This is a genomic window from Janthinobacterium sp. PLB04, from assembly GCF_021165895.1.
Lineage (GTDB): Bacteria > Pseudomonadota > Gammaproteobacteria > Burkholderiales > Burkholderiaceae_D > Janthinobacterium > Janthinobacterium lividum.
Map to the genome: position 1 here is coordinate 598,419 of NZ_CP088968.1, position 19,794 is coordinate 618,212.

Genomic DNA, 19,794 nt, shown 5'->3' on the forward strand with positions numbered 1-19,794 from the left:
CGATGGCCTGATGGCGGACGCCCCCAGAACGGGGTGTCCGCGGGCGGCCTATTTGTCTGTTTTCACCTTCTGCAGCAATTTCGCCAGCAGGCGTTTTTCCTGCTGGCGCTGGCCTGACACGGTTTTCACGTGTGCCCCGGCGGCGCGCTGCAGGGCGGCAGTGGCGACCGGGTTGCGCGGTTTTTGCGAGGGTTCGACGCGGAACTGCATTTTCTGCCGCGTCGCCAATGCCTTGTTTGCCATCGGTTTCCCCCTTCTTTCCTACAGCACGTAGCGCGACAGGTCCTCGTTGACCGACAGCGCTTCCAGGCGTTCGTTGACATACGCGGCATCGATCACCAGCAGGTTTTCCGTGCTGCTGCTGTTTTCGCTGGCCGTAAACGACACTTCTTCCAGTAGTTTTTCCATCACCGTGTGCAGCCGGCGCGCGCCGATGTTTTCCGTGCGCTCGTTCACCGCATAGGCGATTTCCGCCAGGCGGGTGATGCCTTCCGGCGCGAATTGCAATGTGAGGTTTTCCGTCGCCAGCAAGGCTTCGTACTGCATCGTCAGGCAGGCGTCGGTACTCGTCAAAATGCGCTCGAAGTCCGAGATCGACAGCGATTCCAGTTCCACGCGGATGGGGAAGCGTCCCTGCAGTTCCGGGATCAGGTCCGACGGCTTCGACAGGTGGAAGGCGCCCGAAGCGATGAACAGGATGTGGTCCGTGCGGATCATGCCGTACTTGGTATTGACGGTCGTGCCCTCGACCAGCGGCAGCAGGTCGCGCTGCACGCCGGCGCGCGAGACGTCGGCGCCGCCCGATTCCGAACGCGAGGCGATCTTGTCGATCTCGTCCAAAAAGACGATGCCGTTCTGCTCGACGTTCTGGATCGCCTTCTGTTTCAGTTCATCTTCGTTGAGCAGCTTGGCCGCTTCTTCCTCGAGCAGCAGTTTCAAGGCTTCGCGGATCTTGACCTTGCGCGCCTTCTTGCGCTGCCCGCCCACGCCCGAAAACATGGACTTGATCTGCTCCGTCATTTCTTCCATGCCCGGCGGCGCCATGATTTCCATCTGCGGACCCGCCTCGGCCAGCTCGATCTCGATTTCCTTGTCATCGAGCTCGCCCTGGCGCAAGCGCTTGCGGAAGGTCTGGCGCGTGCTGTCGCCGCTGCCGCTGTCCACGGCCGCCGCCGTATTCGGCGTGAAGCCGAAGTCGCGCGCCGGCGGCACGAGGATGTCGATCACGCGGTCCTCGGCCGCATCTTCCGCGCGCGCGCGCACTTTCTTCATTTCCAGCGCGCGCGTCTGCTTGATGCCGATGTCGATCAGATCGCGGATGATGGTGTCGACGTCGCGCCCCACATAACCGACTTCCGTGAACTTGGTCGCTTCGATCTTGATGAACGGCGCCTCGGCCAGCTTGGCCAGGCGGCGCGCGATTTCCGTCTTGCCGACGCCCGTGGGGCCGATCATGAGGATGTTCTTGGGCGTGATTTCATGGCGCAGGGGCTCGGCCACCTGCTGGCGGCGCCAGCGGTTGCGCAAGGCGATGGCGACGGCGCGCTTGGCCTTGGCCTGGCCTACCACGTGCTTGTCGAGTTCGGTGACGATTTCCGCCGGGGTCATGTTCATGATCATAGTTGGCTTTCTATTCTGTGCTCAGGCGCGCTTGGAGGTTTAGTCCAAGGTCTCGATGATGTGGGACATATTCGTGTAAATGCACAGCTCGGCGGCGATGGTCAGCGATTTCCTGACCACGTCGGCCGGCGACAAGTCCGTGTTTTCCTGCAGCGCCTTGGCGGCGGACTGGGCGTAGGTGCCGCCCGAGCCGATGGCGCCGATGCCGTCTTCCGGTTCCAGCACGTCGCCATTGCCCGTGATGACCAGGGTCGACTCGCTGTCAGCCACCAGCAGCATCGCTTCCAGGCGGCGCAGCACGCGGTCGGTGCGCCAGTCCTTGGCCAGTTCGACGGAGGCGCGCAGCAGATTGCCCTGGTGTTTTTCCAGCTTGCCTTCAAATCGGTCGAGCAGGGTGAAGGCGTCGGCGGTGCCGCCGGCAAAGCCGACCAGGACCTTGCCCTGATACAACTTACGCACTTTGCGGGCCGTGCCCTTCATGACGATGTTGCCGAGCGTTACCTGGCCGTCGCCGCCCAGGGCGACCTGCTTGCCGCGCCGGACGCAGAGGATGGTGGTGCCGTGAAATTGTTCCATAGTGACCTCAAAAGATTCGTGCCGATGCGTGCAAGGCCATGCGATTGCGCGCCCATGCCCCAAAAGTGGGGATGGAAAAGGCAATTGCAAGCGGCAGTGCCTGCTTCAGTGTAGTCGGCGCGGGACGAAAAAAAAGCACGCAACCGAAGCTTGCATGCTTTTTTATTCGTCATCGCGTGGCCGCCGGGGCGACCGCGCAAGGGAGGGGCGATCAGTCGCCGTAGAGTTTTTGCTTCAGTTCGCGCCGTTGCTGGGCTTCCAGCGACAGGGTGGCGGTTGGGCGGGCGATCAGGCGCGGGATGCCGATAGGCTCGCCCGTTTCTTCGCACCAGCCATAGTCGCCGGCGTCGATGCTGGCGATCGATTGCTGCACTTTCTTCAGCAGTTTGCGCTCGCGGTCGCGCGTGCGCAGTTCCAGCGCATGCTCTTCCTCGATGGTGGCACGGTCGGCAGGATCCGGTACGAGCACGGTTTCACGCAAGTGTTCCGTGGTTTCGCCGGCGTTTTTCAGCAGGTCTTTTTCGAGCTGCTGCAGGCGCGCCTTGAAGAATGCCAGTTGTGCCGGATTCATGTAGTCATCTTCACTCATGGCGCGAATTTGGTCTTCGCTGATGAGAGGGATGTCTTGGTTGGCGGCCGGGGTCGATTTATTAGTTTTGGTCATAACTTCGCTTACCTTCGATACGACAGAGTTTTCAAATTGATCAGTTGATGCGGCGATACCGAGCAACTGTACAGGTTCCGCTTGGCATTGCTGTCCCGCTGTACTGCGTGCGACCTTGGCTTGCCGGCGAAAGCCAGGACTACCGGCCGGCTAAGGTGCCATGTTGATAACTTTTTACCGCTCTATGCCAGTCGCGCTATGCGCGCGTCAACAGGCGTGTTGGGTGGATCGGTTGCATGCCTGGCATGCGGCCAGCGGCAGTTTGCCAGCATTTCATGACAGGCGAACGACATGGGCCGTTTTCGTCGCTGATTTTGGCACGCTTTGCCTTATATTGCCATCCCGATTTGTTGACTAGCCGATCAGAAACGGCTACTTGTTGGTTTATGCCAGCAAGATGGGTGTCGGACAGCGGGAAAGCGTGCTTAACTTTCCCTTTTGTTTCTGCTTTGCAACGGATACTTTGCAAAACCCGGCTAGTTTATACCAAACATTGTTCGAGTCCGCGAATAAAAATGTCTTTTGGTAGATTCTTGCCAATAAATACCATTTTGCTGCCACGCACTTCGTTTTCGCCCCATTTGGCGCCCAGGTCGCTGCCCATCAGCTGGTGCACGCCCTGGAAGACCACCTTGCGCTCGGCGCCCTGCATCAGCAGCACACCCTTGTAGCGCAGCATGCGCGGGCCATACACTTGCACCAGGCCGCCGAGGAACTCGTCGAGCTTGGCGCTGTCGAACGGTTGCGTGCTCTTGAAAACAAAGGCGGCGATATCGTCGCTGTGCTGCGCATGGTGGTGGTCGGCATGGCCGCAATCGGTGGCGCAGGCGTCGCTGTGCTCGTGCTTATGACCATGCTCATGCTCATGCTCATGTCCATGTCCGTGTGCATGGTCGTGCGCCTTGTCGTGATCATGCACGTGCGCCGTTTCTGTGGCCAGGAAATCCGGGTCCAGTTCCAGCTTTTCATTCAGATTGAAACCGCGGATGTCGAGTACTTCGGCCAGCGGCGCGCGGCCGAAATCGACCTTGGCGATGGGCGCGCGTGGATTGATGCGCTTCAGGCGGCGCGTCAGGGCGGCCACGTCCTCTTCACTGACGAGGTCGGTTTTCGACAGCAGCAGCTTGTCGGCAAAGCCCACTTGCCGCTGGGCTTCCTCGTATTCGTCCAGTTGCTTCATGGCATGGCGGGCATCGACTACCGTGATGATGGCGTCGAGCATGTAGTGGCTGCCCACTTCTTCGTCGACAAAGAAGGTTTGTGCCACGGGACCGGGATTGGCCAGGCCCGTCGTTTCGATGACGACGCGGTCGAATGCCAGCAAGCCGGCGTCGCGCTTGCGCGCCAGTTCCGTCAGGCCCACGATCAGGTCACCTCGCACGGTGCAGCAGATGCAGCCGTTGTTCATCTCGATGATGTGTTCGTTGCTGTCCTGTACCAGGATCTCGTTATCGATGTTTTCCTGGCCAAACTCATTCTCGATCACGGCGATACGCATGCCATGGTCTTCCTGCAGTATGCGGTTGAGCAAGGTGGTTTTGCCGGCGCCCAGGAAACCGGTGAGGATGGTGGTTGGAATCAGTGCCATGAGAGATGCCTTGTAATCGGTGGTGCCGCCGCGCAAGCGGAAGAATGCGGACGATTATGCCGGAATTTTGCAAAAGCTTGCAAATGCGCGCCCATCCGCTTGATATGGATCAGGCCGTCCAGCGGGAGCGGCTGCCTACTTGAGCTTGGCGCGCGGGTGCGCCTGGTCATACACGTGCGCCAGGTGCTGGAAATCGAGGGCCGTGTAAACCTGGGTCGAGGTGATGCTGGAATGGCCCAGCATTTCCTGCACGGCGCGCAAGTCGCCCGACGATTGCAGCACGTGCGAGGCAAACGAGTGGCGCAGCACATGCGGGTGCACGTTGGCGGGAATGTCCGTCGCCAGCGCATGCGCCTTCAGGCGCAGCTGCAGTACGCGCGGCGAGATGCGCGTGCCGCGCGTGCTTAAAAACAAGGCAGCGCTGCCATCGGCCGCCGGCGGGCGCACGCCCAGCCAGGCCGTTAAGGCCACGAGGGCCGCCTTGCCGACGGGCACCTTGCGCATCTTGCTGCCCTTGCCCGTGACGATGACTTCGAAGCTGGCCATGTCGAGCCAGCCCAGCGAGGCGGGCTGGTCGCCGTCGGCCTTGCAGTAATGGGTGTCCAGGCTGGTCAGTTCGGACACGCGCAAGCCGCTCGAATACAGCAGTTCGAACATGGCGCGGTTGCACAGTTGTTCCGGCTCGGCGGCGCCTTGCTGGTGTTGCGCGGGCGCCACGAGGCGCACGGCGTCATCCACCGACAGGGCTTTCGGCAAGGTCTTGGCCCGCTTCGGGGCGCGGATGCCGTCGACAGGATTGGCGTCGAGCTGGGTCTCGCCGCTGAGCCAGTTGAAGAAGCCACGCCACGACGACAGCTTGCGGGCGATGGAACGCGGGTCGAGGCCGCCAGCGTGCAGCTTGGCCGTGTAGCGGCGCACTTCGTTGTGCGCAAGAGCCGTCCAGGGCGTGTTGCCGCTCAGTTCCAGCAAGGCGCGCAGGTCGCGCCCGTAGGCATCAAGCGTATGCGGCGACAGCTTGCGCTGCGTGGCCAGCTGCGCCAGGTAGGCGTCGAGCCACTCGGCCTTGCCGCGCGTGTCGCCCATGGCGTTCTCAGGCAGGCGTGCCGGCGCGCAGCGCGGCCAGGGCGGCGCTGGCCGTGGCGCCGATATGCACGAGGAAGTCCGTGCCCATGCTGGACGTAAAGCGCTCGCTGTCGGGCGAGCCGAGCACCAGCAAGCCGAAGGTGCCCGTCGTGCCGGGCGCGCGCAGGGCGATCATGACGGTCGATTCGATCTTATCGGCCTGCAGCCAGTGCACGGCTTCGAAATCGCGGTTGCTGCCGCAGTACGGCGTTTGCAGGCTGTTGGCGAACATGCGCACATCGGCCGTGACATCTTCCGTGAACCAGCCGTTGGCGTGTTCCGGCAGCACTTGCCACAGGCGCAGGCTGACGTAGGGCACGTCGAAATTGCTTTGCAAGGCGTCGACCAGCACGCGCGGCATGTCCGTATCGTTGCGCACTTGTAGCATGGCCTGGTTCCAGCCGTGGAACTTGCTGGCGATGTCGCCATTTTCCTCGGCCACGCGGCTCAGCTTTGACATGCGCAGTTCGAGCGCCTTGTATTTGTCGCGCATCACTTCCATCTGCCGCTCCTGCAGCGAGATGGTGCGTCCCGTCAGCGGGCTGCTCAGTTTGACCTCGCCGAGCAGAGCGGTATGCTCTTCGAAGAAATTCGGGTGCTCGCTCAGGTACTGGGCGACGGTGCTGGAATCGAGTGTGGCGGTCATTGAGAATATCTGTCAGTGAAAGTTGAACACTTCATTCTAACCGAGAGTGCGCCGGCATAGGCGCAAAGGGCATGGCGCCCGTGCATTTTCCGCGTGCCCATGAAAAAAGCGGCATGGTTGCCCATGCCGCTTTGTATTTCCTGGTCAGCTGTCACCCGCGAAGGGTGACAGGCGGGCCATTAGAAATTGTGGTGTACGCCGACGCCGATGTAGTTGACGGTTTTCGCAACGGTGTAGTTGAGGCTATTAGCAGCGGCTGCTTTCTTGTTCGAAATATCTGCGTAGACATAGGTGCGTTTCGACAGATTGTAGTCATAGCCCAGCGATGCTTGCTTGGTTTTGACGACGCCATCCGGGGCTTTCTGGCCATAGCCAGCGCGGATCTTGCCTGGGCCGACATCGTAGTTGGCGCCCAATACCCACGATTTGGTACCGGTATTGATGATTTTGAATTCATCATCGTTCTGGTGCTGGATCGACAGCATGACTTTCAGCTCAGGAATCGGATTGACCGAGGCGGCAACCGACCACAGTTTGGCTTGTACGCCATTGCGCTCATAGGCTGCCATGGCGGCAAATCCAGGCGATGTGTACGTCAGGGACATCGAGTACGGATTCGATGCTGGCGCCACATTGCCCGGCAATGCATAGTTGCCCGAGGCAAATGTTACTGCGTTGCCTGGCGCACGAGCTGGGACGGCTGAATTGTTGTTTGCTTCTTTGGCGGCCACGGTGGCGTTGAGCTGGAAGCCGCTGATGACTGGCGAGTTGTAGAACACGGCGTTCGAGAAGCGGTTACGCGAATTGCCATCTGCACTCAGCGGATCGCTGCTGTAGCCGGCAACGGTCAGGTCGGTCTGGAAACCGGCTGGCGTAGGCATGCCCGACCATGGTTCGAACGCGGTGCTCGATTCCTGGAAGGCGGTCAGGCCACGGCCCAGGCGCACGGTACCGAAGTCGCCTTGCAGGCCGACGCGGCTTTGACCCTGGAACAGTGGACGCGAATTGGCGCCCGACGTGTTTTCTACGGTGCCGGTGTCGGATTCATAGCGAATTTCCAGTTGGAAAATGGCTTTCAAGCCATTGCCCAGATCTTCCGTGCCCTTGAAACCCAGCTTGTTGTTATCGCGCTTGGTGACAGCGGTGGTGGAACCAGTCGCTTTGCCCAGGCCTGCATCGATCGTGCCGTAGATTTGGACGGACGACTGCGCTTGTGCGGTTGCGGCAAAGGCGCCGAAGAGTGCGAGGGCAACGAGTGATTTTTTCATGTCTTATTCCCTATTAAAAGTGAGTTCCGTCCGAGATCCGAGCAGATTGAAACACGCTAACTGTCGCGTTTCGATGAATGAACCTTAATTCGTCGGCGCGCAAGACGTGCGGGATTGGTCAAATGTGCGTGAAAAGATTGGTGAAAAGCGGCATAACTGCATGCCCCTGTTGTATTTTTGTAACGCGCGGTTTCTGCCGATCCTGCGCCGATGGACAGCGTTCTCCCACCGCCACGCTGGCGGCGCCTTGCCATATTGGCATGTCCGCGCCAGGACATTGTTGCGTTGAATCAAGTTCTTGAGGCGGCTTTGGCGGATTTATGACACAAGGACGGTACACTAAGGGAAGGCCTGCGTTGATGGGCCTGGAGACGGCTCACTATTATTAGAATCATTGACTCAATATCGAGAATCGATGGCAAATCGCGAAACATTAGGATTGATCAAGGGCGCACGTGCGGGCGATGTTGCCTGCCAGCTGGCGTTGGGGCGGGTGTATCTGTTTGGACAGGGCGTGCCGCAAAGCCTGCCCACGGCCTTGCACTGGCTGGCGCGGGCGGCCCAGGAGGATAGCGAGGAAGCGTGCTTGCTGATTGGCACGCACGTGCCGTTCGAAGTGGCGCAACCGGCAGCCAAGGCGCTGATTCCCTATTACGCGCAGGCGTTCGATGCAGGCCTGGTGCAGGCGGGCCTGGTGCTGGCGCAGCTGGTGCTGGGCAATGCCGCCAGTCACTGTGAATCCCTGCGCGCCAAGGCGCGCGTGGCGCTGGATGCCGCCGTGCACGCCGGCTTGCCCGATGCACAATGGTTGTTATCCATGCAAGATGGCTCGCTTGCCGCTGCCGGGCGGGACACCGGCCTGGCTGGCGAGAAAGCCATCGATGGCGACGCGCCGCTGCACGCCTGGCTGGAGCAGGCATGGCGCCAGGGCAACCATGCCGGATTCCTGTCGCAAGGCTTGCCGCTGGCGCGCGAGTTGCTGCAGCGCCAGGCGGCGGCCGGTGCGCGCACGATCGCCCTCGACGCGCAGCAGGTGCTGTTGCTGTCGCGTTGTGCCCAAGCATTGGCGCCTGGCGGCGACGCCGAAGGCTGGCAGTGTTGCGAGCTGGCAGCGCATGGCGGCGACCGCACGGCGCAGCTGGAGCTGGGGCTCGGCTATGCGCGCATGGATGCGCATGGCCAGCGGCTGGCCACGCGCAATGGCGCGGCCAATTTCAAGCGTGCCGTGCGCTGGCTGACGCAGGCTGGCGAGCAGGGGCTGGCCGAAGCCTGGTTCGTGCTGTCGCGCATCTACACGAAACCGGAATTTTCCCAGCGCAATGTGGTCGAAGCCCATTCCTGCCTGGAGCGTGCCGCCGACCTGGGGCATGGCCCGGCCCAGCTCGAGTGCGGCATGCATGCCTGGCGCAATCGCCGCGATGGCGTCAACAATGATGTGCGGGCCGCGTATTGGCTGCTGCAGGCGCAGGCGCAAGGCAGCCGCGAAGCGGAGGCGGCGCTGGCAAAGATCGCGCCGCAGGGCGAAGCCGGCGACTGGGGTCAGTGCACCGCCATGCAGGCCGATGGGCACTTGCGGCAATTGGGCCAGAGCCACCCCTTGCTGGCGGCGCGGCTGGAACTGGCGCGCTGCTTCCATCTGTCGCGTGCCGAGGCGCTGCTGCTCGATATCCACGCGGCTGACCAGGGACATTGTCTGTTGATCGATATCAGTGCCACACATGGGCGCGGCAAGCGGCGCCTGGTACTGATCCGCACGGCGCAGGAGCGCCAGCTGCTCGATCAGGTGGTGCGCCTGTTCGAGCGCGTCGATTGCGGTGTGGCGGGGCCGGAAGGCAATTACCGGCAGCGCCTGTACCGCCTGAAGTGCTACCTGGCCGAACTCGATGTCGCACAGGAACAGCAGTTCCTGGCGGCCTGACTATGACTGCTCACTTTCACCCGTTTACAGCTCGATCGTGCCCTCGAACACGGTCACGGCCGGGCCCGTCATCAGGACGGGATGGCCGTCGCCTTGCCAGGCGATCGACAGTTCGCCGCCACGCGCGCTGATGCGCACGGGGGAATCGAGCAAGCCGCGCAGGATGCCGGCCACGGCGGCGGCGCAGGCGCCCGTGCCGCATGCCAGGGTTTCGCCCGCACCCCGTTCAAACACGCGCAGTTTCACGTGCTGGCGGTCGACGATCTGCATGTAGCCGGCGTTGACCCTGCGGGGAAAGCGCGGGTGGTGCTCGATGCGCGGGCCCGTCACTTCCAGGTCTTGCGCATCGACATCCTCGACCACTTGCACGGCATGCGGATTGCCCATCGAGACGACGGACACCAGCACGGGCGACGTTTGGCCCGGCAGCGCCAGGTCCAGCGGCCACACGGTGTCGTTGCCTTGCGCTACACCGTCCAGGCCGTTCGCATCGAACGGCACCAGCGCGGGGTCGAGCACCGGCGCGCCCATGTCGACCGTGATGCTGCCATCGGGCTCCAGGCGTGGCGCGATGACGCCGGCCATGGTTTCCACGCGGATGCTGTCCTTGCTGGATAGCCCTTTTTCGCTGACGAACTTGACGAAGGCGCGCGCGCCATTGCCGCACTGCTCGACTTCGCCGCCATCGTTGTTATAGATGCGGTAGCGGAAATCGCAGCCGGGCAGGCGCGGCTTTTCCACCACGAGGATCTGGTCGGCGCCGATGCCGAAACGGCGGTCGGCCAGGCGCTGCCACTGGGCTGGCGTGAAGTCGATATCTTGATGGATGGCGTCGATGACGATGAAGTCATTGCCGGCGCCATGCATTTTGGTAAATTGGAGTTTCATGGTCTGCCGTATCACTTGTGCTGGTTATAGAACGACGCTTCGCCTTCCGGACGCGTCTTGAAGCGTTTATGCGTCCAGAAATACTCGGCCGGCGCTTCGCGCACGCGCTCTTCGATGAATGCGTTCATGCGGCGCGTGGCGGCCGTGATGTCGTCGCCCGGATAGTCATCCCACGCTGGATAGTAGGTCACTTGCCAGCCCTGGTAATTGGGCAGGAAGGTGGCGATGACGGGAATGACTTGCGCCTTGGCGGCAAGCGCCAGGCGCGCCGTGGCCGTCAGGGTGGCGGCGGGCACGCCGAAGAAGGGCACGAATTCCGCATCCTTCTCGCCGAAATCCATGTCCGGCAGCATGAAATAGGGCAAGCCGTCGCGCAGCGCGCGCAGAATCGTCTTGATGCCGTCCTGGCGCGTAAACAGCTTGGGCGGCTTGAAGCGCGAACGGCCGTTGCGCAAGGCCTGGTCGAAGGCGGCGTTCTTTTGCTGCACATACATCGACGAAGCGGAAATTTCCATGGCCGTGGCGGCGCCGGCCACATCGAGGCAGACAAAGTGCGGGCACAGCAGGATGGTTGGCTTGGCCGCGATCTGCTGGCCCGGGAAGGCGGGCACCTTTTTGATCAGGCGGTTCAGGCGCGCTTCCGACGACCACCACAGGATGCTGCGTTCCCACACGCTGCGCGAATAGGCCTGGAAATGCTGGCGCGCCAGCGCCACGCGCTGGGCTTCCGTCAATTCCGGCATGCACAGGCGCAGATTCGTCAGGGCAATCTTGCGCCGCGTGGGCATGGCGATGAACAGCAGGCTGCCGACGGCCACGCCGAAACGGCCGAGGATGGGCAGGGGCAGCCAGTGCAGCAGCCACATGAAGGCGATCAGCAGTCTCATGCCTGCTCCCCGGCGGCATTCGGCGTCGCGGGCGTGGGCGGCGGCGCGCCGCGCGGCACTTTATAGCGGTTGTAGCTCCACAGGTATTGCGCCGGGCTGCGCGCGATCAATTGTTCCATGGCGGCATTGATGGTGCGCGCCTGCTCCGCCGAGGTGCTGTCGAGGGACTCGGTGAAGGGCACGAAATGCACGATATAGCCGCGCCCGCCCGGCAGGCGTTCCGCGTAGGTGATGATGACTTCGGCGCCACCCATCTGCGCCAGCTTGGCCGGCAGGGTCATGGTGTAGGCGGGACGGCCAAAGAAGTCGGCCCACACGCCTTCGCCTTCCTGCGGCACCTGGTCGGGCAGCAGGCCGATGGGCTGGCCTTTTTTCAGGCATTTGGCGAAGATGCGTACGCCCGACATGTTGGCCGGCGCCAGCATCAGGTTTTCGCGCGCGCGGGCCCCTTCGATCAGCGGTTTCAAGGCGGCGCGCTTGGGCGGACGGTACATCACGGTGAGCGGCGTGCGCAGGGCGATTTGCTGGGCGACGATTTCAAAGCAGCCCAGGTGCGGCGTCAGGAAGACGATGCCGCGGCCGTGCTGCAGCGCTTTTTCCACCAGTTCCCAGTTTTCCACCGTCGCATGGCGCGCCACGCGCTCGGCTGGCGCGCACCAGATGAAGGGCAATTCCAGCACGCTCTTGCCCGCTTCGGCCACGGCCGCGTGCAAGTGTTGCGAAAACCCCGCACCTTGCATGTTCTCGCGCATGCGGCGGCGGTAGGAAGGGGAAATGGCGTAAATCACCCAGCCAAGCGCAGTGCCCAGAGCATGCAGGACGGGCAGGGGAAAGATGGACAGGAAGCGGAAAATTGGGACTAACATGTATAAGCGGTTTCCAGGAATGGCGTGTTGCCGTGCCAAAATTTTTTAAGAAGCGTAAAATACCACGTATGCAGTAACCGCTGAGTTAATAGACAACTTGCGATGCGGAATATAAATCTCGCTAAAGCGTCGCAGGCAAAATCCTCTTTACTGCGACAGAACATTCACATAGTAAACAGGAGCTTGCAATGTCAAACGACTATCTCTTCACTTCCGAATCCGTTTCGGAAGGCCATCCCGACAAGGTTGCCGATCAAATTTCCGACGCCATCCTTGACGCCATCCTGACCCAGGATCCAGCCGCCCGCGTGGCTGCCGAAACCCTGTGCAACACGGGTCTGGTGGTGCTGGCTGGCGAGATTACCACCCACGCCAATGTGGATTATATTCAAGTTGCGCGCGAAACCATCAAACGCATCGGTTACGACAACACGGAATACGGCATCGACTACAAGGGTTGCGCCGTGCTGGTGGCCTACGACAAGCAGTCGCCGGACATCGCGCAAGGCGTCGATGAAGGTGCGGGGATTGACCTGGATCAAGGCGCTGGCGATCAGGGCCTGATGTTCGGCTACGCCTGCGATGAAACGGCCGAGCTGATGCCTGCCGCCATCCACTACGCGCACCGCCTGGTCGAGCGCCAGTCGCAGCTGCGCAAGGATGGCCGTTTGCCATGGCTGCGTCCGGACGCGAAATCGCAAGTGACCCTGCGCTACGTCGATGGCCGTCCGGTCGGCGTGCACACGGTCGTGCTGTCGACCCAGCATGCGCCGGAAATTTCGCACAAGCAGATCGAAGAAGCCGTCATCGAAGAGATCATCAAGCCGATCCTGCCGCGCGAATGGCTGACGGAGACCAAATTCCTCGTCAACCCGACGGGCCGTTTCGTCATCGGCGGTCCGCAAGGCGATTGCGGTTTGACCGGCCGCAAGATCATCGTCGACACCTACGGCGGCGCAGCCCCGCACGGCGGCGGCGCGTTCTCGGGCAAGGATCCTTCGAAAGTCGACCGTTCGGCAGCTTATGCGGCCCGCTACGTGGCGAAAAACATCGTCGCGGCCGGCCTGGCGCGCCAATGCCAGGTGCAGGTCAGCTACGCCATCGGCGTGGCCAAGCCGATCAACATCACCGTCTACACGGAAGGCACGGGCGTGATTCCCGACGCGGAAATCGCCAAGCTGGTGCTGGAACATTTCGATTTGCGTCCAAAAGGCATCGTGCAAATGCTCGACCTGCTGCGCCCGATCTACCAGAAGAGCGCCGCCTACGGCCACTTTGGCCGCGAAGAGCCGGAATTCACGTGGGAACGCACGGACAAGGTCGCCCTGCTGCGCGACGCTGCCGGCCTGAAGTAATCTAGTCTAGTCAGACTTGCAAGAAAAGCGCCCCGGCCTGCTGGCCGCGGGCGCTTTTTTTATGTGTTGTTACGTGGCAATGTATGGCGAACAAGCTGGCGCGCCAGCCTTGACAATGATAAAATCCCCCGTCCGAGGAGCGTTGCGACGAAGAAATTCGCCAGGCTCGGAATATCCTGCAACTGCGCTCACGTACCTTTTTCAACAACTGAAAGGAGGGCGTGATGAACGCCGTACTCAAATCGCAACACGACTACACCATCGCCGATATCACTCTGGCCGCATGGGGCGACAAAGAAATCAAGATTGCTGAAACGGAAATGCCTGGCCTGATGGCCATCCGCGAAGAATTCGCGGCAGCGCAGCCTCTGAAAGGCGCGCGCATCACCGGTTCCATCCACATGACCATCCAGACCGCCGTGCTGATCCAGACCCTGGAAGCACTGGGCGCGCAAGTGCGTTGGGCATCGTGCAACATTTACTCCACGCAAGATCATGCCGCCGCCGCCATCGCTGCCGCCGGCACGCCTGTGTTCGCCGTCAAGGGCGAGTCGCTGGATGACTACTGGGAATACACGCACCGCATCTTCGAATGGCCGAACGTGGACGGCAAGGCTGTCTACTCGAACATGATCCTCGACGATGGCGGCGACGCCACCCTGCTGCTGCACCTGGGCGTGCGCGCGGAAACCGACCTGTCGGTGCTGGCGAATCCAGGTTCGGAAGAAGAAATCTGCCTGTTCAACTCGATCAAGAAACACTTGCTGGCCGATCCGACCTGGTACTCGAAGCGCCTGCCGGAAATCCTCGGCGTGACGGAAGAAACCACCACCGGCGTGCACCGTTTGTACCAGATGCACAAGGAAGGCAAGCTGGCTTTCCCTGCGATCAACGTGAACGATTCCGTCACGAAATCGAAATTCGACAACCTGTATGGCTGCCGCGAATCGCTGGTCGATGGCATCAAGCGCGCCACCGACGTCATGATCGCCGGCAAAGTGGCCGTCATCGCCGGTTACGGTGACGTCGGCAAGGGTTCGGCCCAGGCCATGCGCGCCCTGTCGGCGCAGGTATGGGTAACGGAAGTCGATCCGATCTGCGCACTGCAGGCGGCGATGGAAGGCTACCGCGTCGTGACCATGGATTACGCGTGCGAACACGGCGACATCTTCGTCACTTGCACCGGCAACTATCACATCCTCACGCACGATCACCTGACGCGCATGAAAGACCAGGCCATCGTCTGTAACATTGGTCACTTCGACAATGAAATCGATGTTGCTTCGCTGAAGCAATACGAGTGGGAAAACATCAAGCCGCAAGTCGACCACATCATCTTCCCGTCGGGCCGCCGCATCATCCTGCTGGCCGAAGGCCGCCTGGTCAACCTCGGCTGCGGCACGGGCCACCCGTCGTACGTGATGAGCTCGTCGTTCGCCAACCAGACGATCGCCCAGATCGAACTGTACGCAAACACGGCCAACTACCCGGTCGGCGTGTACACCCTGCCAAAACACCTGGATGAAAAAGTCGCTCGTTTGCAACTCAAAAAGTTGAATGCGCAGCTGACGGAACTGACGCAAGAGCAAGCCGACTACATCGGCGTGCGCACGGAAGGTCCATACAAACCCGAGCACTACCGTTACTAAGATGGTTGCCTCATGAACCTACTGCGCGGCGCGGGGCGCGGCCGGCGATGCTCACTGTGCTACAGCTGTACCTTCGTACAGCTGCGCTTCTCGGCCACGCCGCGCATCCGCTCGCTACGGTTCGCGAGGCAAGGAGACTCACTTGTGTAATCTGAACAGTCCGGCCGTCGCCGGTCGATTATCATTTTTGACAGGCTAGAGAAATGCGCTTGCTACTGATTTGGTTTATCAATGCGGCAGCCCTGTTTGCCGTCCCTTACCTGATGCACTCGGTGACGATGAGCAGCGGCTGGACCGCGCTGCTGGCCGCTGCTGTGCTGGGGCTGGTCAATGCGCTGATCCGTCCTCTGCTGATCCTGCTGACCTTGCCCGTGACGTTCTTGTCGCTGGGCCTGTTCATTTTGATCATCAACGGCTTCCTGTTCTGGCTGGTGGCGCAGGTGATCGATGGTTTCCATGTCGCCAGTTTCTGGTCTGCCGTGGGTGGTGCCATTCTGTACAGCATCATTTCTTGGGCCTTGTCGACCTTACTTTTGAGTAACGACGATGGAAAAGCATAATTTCAGTATTGAGTTTTTCCCGCCGAAAACCCCGGAAGGGGCGGAAAAGCTGCGCGCCACGCGTGTCAAGTTGTCTGAATTGCATCCGAAGTATTTCTCGGTGACCTTTGGCGCCGGCGGCACCACGCAGCAGGGTACGCTGGACACCGTGCGCGAGATCCTGGCGGCCGGCGAACAGGCCGCACCCCATCTGTCTTGCGTCGGCGGTTCGCGCGAATCGATCCGCGCCGTGCTGGCCGACTTCAAGGCGGCGGGCGTGAACCGTATCGTTGCCTTGCGCGGTGACTTGCCGAGCGGCTATGGCGCCTCGGGCGAGTTCCGCTATGCCAACGAGCTGGTGGAATTCATCCGCGCCGAGACGGGCGACCATTTCCATATCGAAGTGGCCGCCTATCCGGAGGTGCACCCGCAAGCCCGTTCGCCGCAGGATGATCTGAACGCGTTTGCGCGCAAGGTGCAGGCCGGCGCCGATGCGGCCATCACCCAGTACTTCTACAATGCCGACGCGTATTTCCAGTTTGTCGAGCAGACGCAGAAGATGGGCATCAACGTGCCTATCGTGGCCGGCATCATGCCGATCACGAATTACACGCAGTTGATGCGCTTTTCGGACATGTGCGGCGCGGAAATTCCACGCTGGGTGCGTCTGAAACTGGCCAGCTTCGGCGACGACAGCGCGTCCATCAAGGCGTTTGGCCTGGACGTGGTGACGGGCTTGTGCGAGCGTTTGCTGGAAGGCGGCGCGCCAGGCTTGCATTTCTATAGCATGAACCAAGCGGCGCCTACGACCGCACTGTGGCAGCGGCTGGTGAAGTAAATCGTTCTGCTGTTATCAGAACAGATCGCCCTCGGTCACGATGTGATCGAGGGCGATGTCGTATTCGCCGTTGGGAAAGCTTGCCGCCAGGCAGGTATAGGCGATACCGAGGGTGCGCGGACGGGGGACCTGTGCCAGGGTGCGGTCGTAATAGCCGCCGCCATAACCGAGCCGGTAGCGTTCCCCGTTAAACCCCAGGCAGGGCACCAGCAGGGTGGCGGGTGCCGGGCGCAGGCGTAATCGGGCCGGCACAGCCACGCCCATGCCATCCTTGACCATGGCTTCGCCCGGCGTCCAGTCGCTGAATGCCAGCGGTGCATGTTTTTCCAGCACCACCGGCAAGCTTAATTGCACGCCGCGCGCGGCCAGCTGCGCATAGGCGCCGTGCAAGTCCGGCTCGCCATGCAGGGGCCAGTACACGCCCAATTCCTCGACGTTTTCCTGTGCGCACCAGTCCAGCAGGCGCTGCGCGATGGCCGCATCCCACGTTACTCGCGTGGCGTCGGGCAGGGCGCGCCGGGCCGCCAGCAGGGCCTTGCGCAAGCCGGCTTTGTCCTGTGGCGCAATGGGTGGCCGTGCAGCCGGATCGCATGTTATTCTAGGGTCGCTATTCATATCACCATCAAGTTAAGATTGAGAGTCGTACATTGATTTCCCCACTGAAATGGATTGCCGGCACGATGCTGTGTGTTGCATCGGCCTTGTCTCCCCTGGCAGCCCTGGCCCAGGTATCGGCCACCGTAGCCCCAGCCGCCCCCGACACGCGCAGCGAGGACGATGCCTTCCTGCTGCTGCGCGACGCCGCGCGCAAGGATGACGTCGAAAAAGCCGACTTTTATGCGGGGCGCCTGACGAATTACCAGATTCCCTCGTATGTTGACTATTATCGGCTGAAACCGCGCATCAAACTGCTGACCGAGGCGCAATTTCGCGATTACCTGAACCGCTACAAGGGCAGCGCCATCGCCGACCGTTTCCGCAACGACTGGCTGCTGGAGCTGGGCCGCAAGCGCGACTGGGTCGTATTCGACGAGCAATACCCGCAATTCGCCCTCGACGACGATACCCAGCTCAAGTGCTACGCGCTGATGTCGCGCGCGGCCAAGGGCCAGAATGTGGCGTCCGAAGCGCGCAACCTGCTCGTCTCGCCGCCCGGCTATGGCGAAGCGTGCGGCAGCCTGATCGCGGCATTGGCGCAAAATGGCCAGTTTGACACGAATGACCTGTGGGCGCAGATCCGCCTGGCGGGCCAGACCAATGCCACGGGCCCGGCGCGCCGCATCGCGCTGCTGCTGGGCGCGTCCGACGCGAAGATGGCGCAAGCCATCGACTTGCCGGCGCTGGTGCTGGCCAAGGGACCGGGCGCCAGCCGCGCCGACCACGAGATGTACCTGGTGGCCGTCGGCCGCATGGCGAAAAGCACCTTGAAACTGGGCGTCGTGGCCCTGCAAAAGGCCAGCGCGCAGCTGACGCCGCAGGAACAGGCCATCGGCTGGGCCAGCCTGGCCTTGCAAGCGTCGTATTCGCTGGCGCCGGAAGCATTTGAATATTGGCAAAAAACCAATGGCGCGCCCTTGACCCAGGAGCAGATGCAGTGGAAGGCGCGTATCGCCTTGCGTGAAGGCAATTGGCCCGTAGTGAAGTCTTCCATTCTGGCCATGCCGGCGTCCCTGCGCGCCGACCCTACCTGGGTCTACTGGCTGGCGCGCGCGCAGCAGGCGGAAACGCCGGGTCGCCCGAATCCGCAGGCCGACGCCCTGTACCGCACGATTTCCGAGCAATCGAATTTCTATGGCTTGCTGGCCAATGAAGAGCTGGGCAACCACCTGGTCTTGCCGCCGCCGGGCCAGCCGATCTCGCCCACGGAAATCGCCGCCATGGCTGCCAATCCGGGTTTGCAGCGTGCCTTGAAATTCTTCAATATGCGCTTGCGCTTCGAAGGTACGCGCGAGTGGAACTGGGAATTGCGTTCGATGACGGACCGCCAGCATCTGGCGGCCGCGGAATTTGCGCGCCAGAACAATGTGCTCGACCGCATGGTCAACACCTCGGACCGCACGCGCCTGGAAGTGGACTATACGCAGCGCTATCCGACGCCGCATGACGACGTCATGCATCCGGCCACGCAAACCCTGGGCCTGGATAAAGCCTGGGTGTATGGCCTGATCCGCCAGGAATCGCGCTTCATCATGGATGCGCAGTCGCACGTGGGCGCATCCGGCCTGATGCAGGTGATGCCGTCGACGGCCCGTTATGTCGCCAAGAAGATCGGCCTCACCGATTTCGTTACGGAAACCTTGAGCGACGTGCGCACCAACGTCTTGCTGGGCACGAATTACCTGAACATGGTGCTTGGCGGTCTCGACGGTTCGCAAGTGCTGGCCAGCGCCGCCTACAACGCGGGGCCGGGGCGCTTGCGCATCTGGCGCGCCACCATGACGCGTCCGCTGGAAGGCGCCGTCTTTGCCGAGATCATTCCGTACACGGAAACGCGCGGCTACGTGAAAAACGTGATGGCCAACGCCACCTATTATGCGGCCCTGTTCGAGAAGAGCCCGCAGTCGCTGAAAGCGCGCCTGGGTACCGTCGGGCCGAAAAACAGCGCTGTTTCTGCCGATTTGCCATCATCCAACTAAAGTTCGCCGACCATGCAAACGACCATCCTTGATCCCAGCCTGACGCAAACCCTGGCCGCCGCGCGCGAACCGGGCCTGACCCTCATCATCGGCAACAAGAATTACTCATCGTGGTCGATGCGCCCGTGGGTGGCCATGACGGCCTTCGGCATCCCGTTCCAGGAAGTGCGCGTACTGCTCGACCAGAGCGACACGGCCACCAAAATTGCCGAGTATTCCGCCTGCGGCCGGGTCCCCGTGCTGCTGGCCGGCGAGATCACGATCTGGGACAGCCTGGCCATCTGCGAATACCTGGCCGAGCAGTTTCCCGATAAACACATGTGGCCGCAAGACGTGGCCGCGCGCGCCATGGCGCGTTGTGTCTGTGCGGAAATGCATTCCGGTTTTGCCGGCTTGCGCACGGATATGTCGATGAATATCAAGGCGAAGTTGCCGGGACGGGGCCGCACGGCCGCCGCGCAGGCCGACATTGGCCGCATCAGCGAAATCTGGGAAGAGTGTCTGTCCCGCTTTGGCCACCACCAGTTCCTGTTTGGCGACTTTTCCATCGCCGACGCGTATTTCGCGCCCGTCGTCATGCGTTTCCGCACGTACGGCGTGAGCCTGGCGCCGGCCCTGAATGCGTATTGCGAGCGCGTGCAGGCGCACCCGGCTGTGGCCCGCTGGATCACGGAAGCGCTGGCGGAAACGGAAATCGCTGCCAAGCACGACGCGGAACTGCCTGATTAAGAAAA

Annotated in this window: 19 protein-coding genes and 1 riboswitch; of the genes, 7 read left to right on the forward strand and 12 right to left on the reverse strand. The window is 61.7% G+C overall.

What is annotated here, in order from left to right:
* Window positions 1-48: 48 nt before the first annotated feature.
* The 8 genes from LSO07_RS02550 to LSO07_RS02585 form a co-directional block, all read right to left on the reverse strand.
* Entirely contained in the window at window positions 49-243 is a 195-nt protein-coding gene (locus LSO07_RS02550) for a hypothetical protein (protein ID WP_151092175.1), read from the reverse strand.
* An 18-nt stretch (window positions 244-261) separates the two neighbouring features.
* The gene (gene hslU, locus LSO07_RS02555) at window positions 262-1,614 is read right to left on the reverse strand and encodes an ATP-dependent protease ATPase subunit HslU (protein WP_099395595.1); all 1,353 of its coding nucleotides are present in this window, start codon (window positions 1,612-1,614) and stop codon (window positions 262-264) included.
* A gap of 45 nt (window positions 1,615-1,659) precedes the next feature.
* The gene (gene hslV, locus LSO07_RS02560; RefSeq protein ID WP_034783551.1) at window positions 1,660-2,196 is read right to left on the reverse strand and encodes an ATP-dependent protease subunit HslV; all 537 of its coding nucleotides are present in this window, start codon (window positions 2,194-2,196) and stop codon (window positions 1,660-1,662) included.
* A 211-nt stretch (window positions 2,197-2,407) separates the two neighbouring features.
* On the reverse strand, window positions 2,408-2,860 hold the full coding sequence (gene dksA / locus LSO07_RS02565; RefSeq protein WP_034753066.1) for an RNA polymerase-binding protein DksA: 453 nt from the start codon (window positions 2,858-2,860) through the stop codon (window positions 2,408-2,410).
* Between the two features lie 481 nt (window positions 2,861-3,341).
* Window positions 3,342-4,448: a CobW family GTP-binding protein gene (locus LSO07_RS02570; protein WP_034783549.1), complete on the reverse strand. Its 1,107-nt coding sequence runs from the start codon at window positions 4,446-4,448 to the stop codon at window positions 3,342-3,344.
* 135 nt (window positions 4,449-4,583) lie between these two features.
* Complete coding sequence (locus LSO07_RS02575) at window positions 4,584-5,531, reverse strand: tyrosine recombinase XerC (RefSeq protein WP_151092176.1); 948 nt, start codon at window positions 5,529-5,531, stop codon at window positions 4,584-4,586.
* A 7-nt stretch (window positions 5,532-5,538) separates the two neighbouring features.
* Complete coding sequence (locus LSO07_RS02580; protein WP_151092178.1) at window positions 5,539-6,216, reverse strand: DUF484 family protein; 678 nt, start codon at window positions 6,214-6,216, stop codon at window positions 5,539-5,541.
* 179 nt (window positions 6,217-6,395) lie between these two features.
* A complete protein-coding gene (locus LSO07_RS02585) occupies window positions 6,396-7,484 on the reverse strand; it encodes a porin (protein ID WP_151092180.1) in 1,089 nt (362 codons plus the stop codon).
* Between the two features lie 415 nt (window positions 7,485-7,899).
* Between LSO07_RS02585 and LSO07_RS02590 the strand changes: the two genes are divergently transcribed.
* Window positions 7,900-9,402 (forward strand): tetratricopeptide repeat protein, encoded by a 1,503-nt coding sequence (locus LSO07_RS02590; RefSeq protein WP_151092182.1) that lies wholly within the window; start codon window positions 7,900-7,902, stop codon window positions 9,400-9,402.
* Between the two features lie 24 nt (window positions 9,403-9,426).
* On the opposite strand, the gene dapF is transcribed toward LSO07_RS02590, so the two are convergent.
* From dapF to LSO07_RS02605, 3 genes are read right to left on the reverse strand one after another with little or no spacing between them, the layout of a single operon-like run.
* Entirely contained in the window at window positions 9,427-10,290 is an 864-nt protein-coding gene (dapF, locus tag LSO07_RS02595) for a diaminopimelate epimerase (protein WP_151092184.1), read from the reverse strand.
* 11 nt (window positions 10,291-10,301) lie between these two features.
* Complete coding sequence (locus LSO07_RS02600; RefSeq protein ID WP_034783539.1) at window positions 10,302-11,177, reverse strand: LpxL/LpxP family acyltransferase; 876 nt, start codon at window positions 11,175-11,177, stop codon at window positions 10,302-10,304.
* Entirely contained in the window at window positions 11,174-12,043 is an 870-nt protein-coding gene (locus tag LSO07_RS02605) for a lysophospholipid acyltransferase family protein (RefSeq protein ID WP_070280037.1), read from the reverse strand. The genes LSO07_RS02600 and LSO07_RS02605 overlap by 4 nt, the downstream gene beginning before the upstream one ends.
* Before the next feature lie 188 nt (window positions 12,044-12,231).
* On the opposite strand from LSO07_RS02605, the gene metK reads away from it, so the two are divergent.
* The 4 genes from metK to metF all read left to right on the forward strand — a co-directional run bounded on the left by metK (window position 12,232) and on the right by metF (window position 16,424).
* Window positions 12,232-13,398: a methionine adenosyltransferase gene (gene metK / locus LSO07_RS02610; RefSeq protein WP_151092186.1), complete on the forward strand. Its 1,167-nt coding sequence runs from the start codon at window positions 12,232-12,234 to the stop codon at window positions 13,396-13,398.
* 128 nt (window positions 13,399-13,526) lie between these two features.
* Window positions 13,527-13,595: riboswitch (S-adenosyl-L-homocysteine riboswitch) on the forward strand.
* Window positions 13,596-13,622: 27 nt separating this feature from the next.
* Window positions 13,623-15,047, forward strand: coding sequence for an adenosylhomocysteinase (ahcY, locus tag LSO07_RS02615; protein WP_070258574.1), 1,425 nt, complete (start codon window positions 13,623-13,625; stop codon window positions 15,045-15,047).
* Window positions 15,048-15,250: 203 nt separating this feature from the next.
* Window positions 15,251-15,607, forward strand: a complete 357-nt coding sequence (locus LSO07_RS02620; RefSeq protein WP_034783534.1) for a phage holin family protein — start codon at window positions 15,251-15,253, stop codon at window positions 15,605-15,607.
* Window positions 15,594-16,424: a methylenetetrahydrofolate reductase [NAD(P)H] gene (metF, locus tag LSO07_RS02625; protein WP_034783533.1), complete on the forward strand. Its 831-nt coding sequence runs from the start codon at window positions 15,594-15,596 to the stop codon at window positions 16,422-16,424. The genes LSO07_RS02620 and metF overlap by 14 nt, the downstream gene beginning before the upstream one ends.
* Before the next feature lie 15 nt (window positions 16,425-16,439).
* Here metF and LSO07_RS02630 read toward each other — a convergent pair whose 3' ends face one another.
* Window positions 16,440-16,967 (reverse strand): 5-formyltetrahydrofolate cyclo-ligase, encoded by a 528-nt coding sequence (locus tag LSO07_RS02630; RefSeq protein WP_151092188.1) that lies wholly within the window; start codon window positions 16,965-16,967, stop codon window positions 16,440-16,442.
* A 137-nt stretch (window positions 16,968-17,104) separates the two neighbouring features.
* On the opposite strand from LSO07_RS02630, the gene LSO07_RS02635 reads away from it, so the two are divergent.
* Together LSO07_RS02635 and LSO07_RS02640 are read left to right on the forward strand one after the other, a co-directional pair.
* A complete protein-coding gene (locus LSO07_RS02635; RefSeq protein ID WP_225317154.1) occupies window positions 17,105-19,060 on the forward strand; it encodes a lytic transglycosylase domain-containing protein in 1,956 nt (651 codons plus the stop codon).
* 12 nt (window positions 19,061-19,072) lie between these two features.
* A complete protein-coding gene (locus LSO07_RS02640; RefSeq protein WP_151092191.1) occupies window positions 19,073-19,789 on the forward strand; it encodes a glutathione S-transferase family protein in 717 nt (238 codons plus the stop codon).
* The last annotated feature ends 5 nt before the right edge of the window (window positions 19,790-19,794 follow it).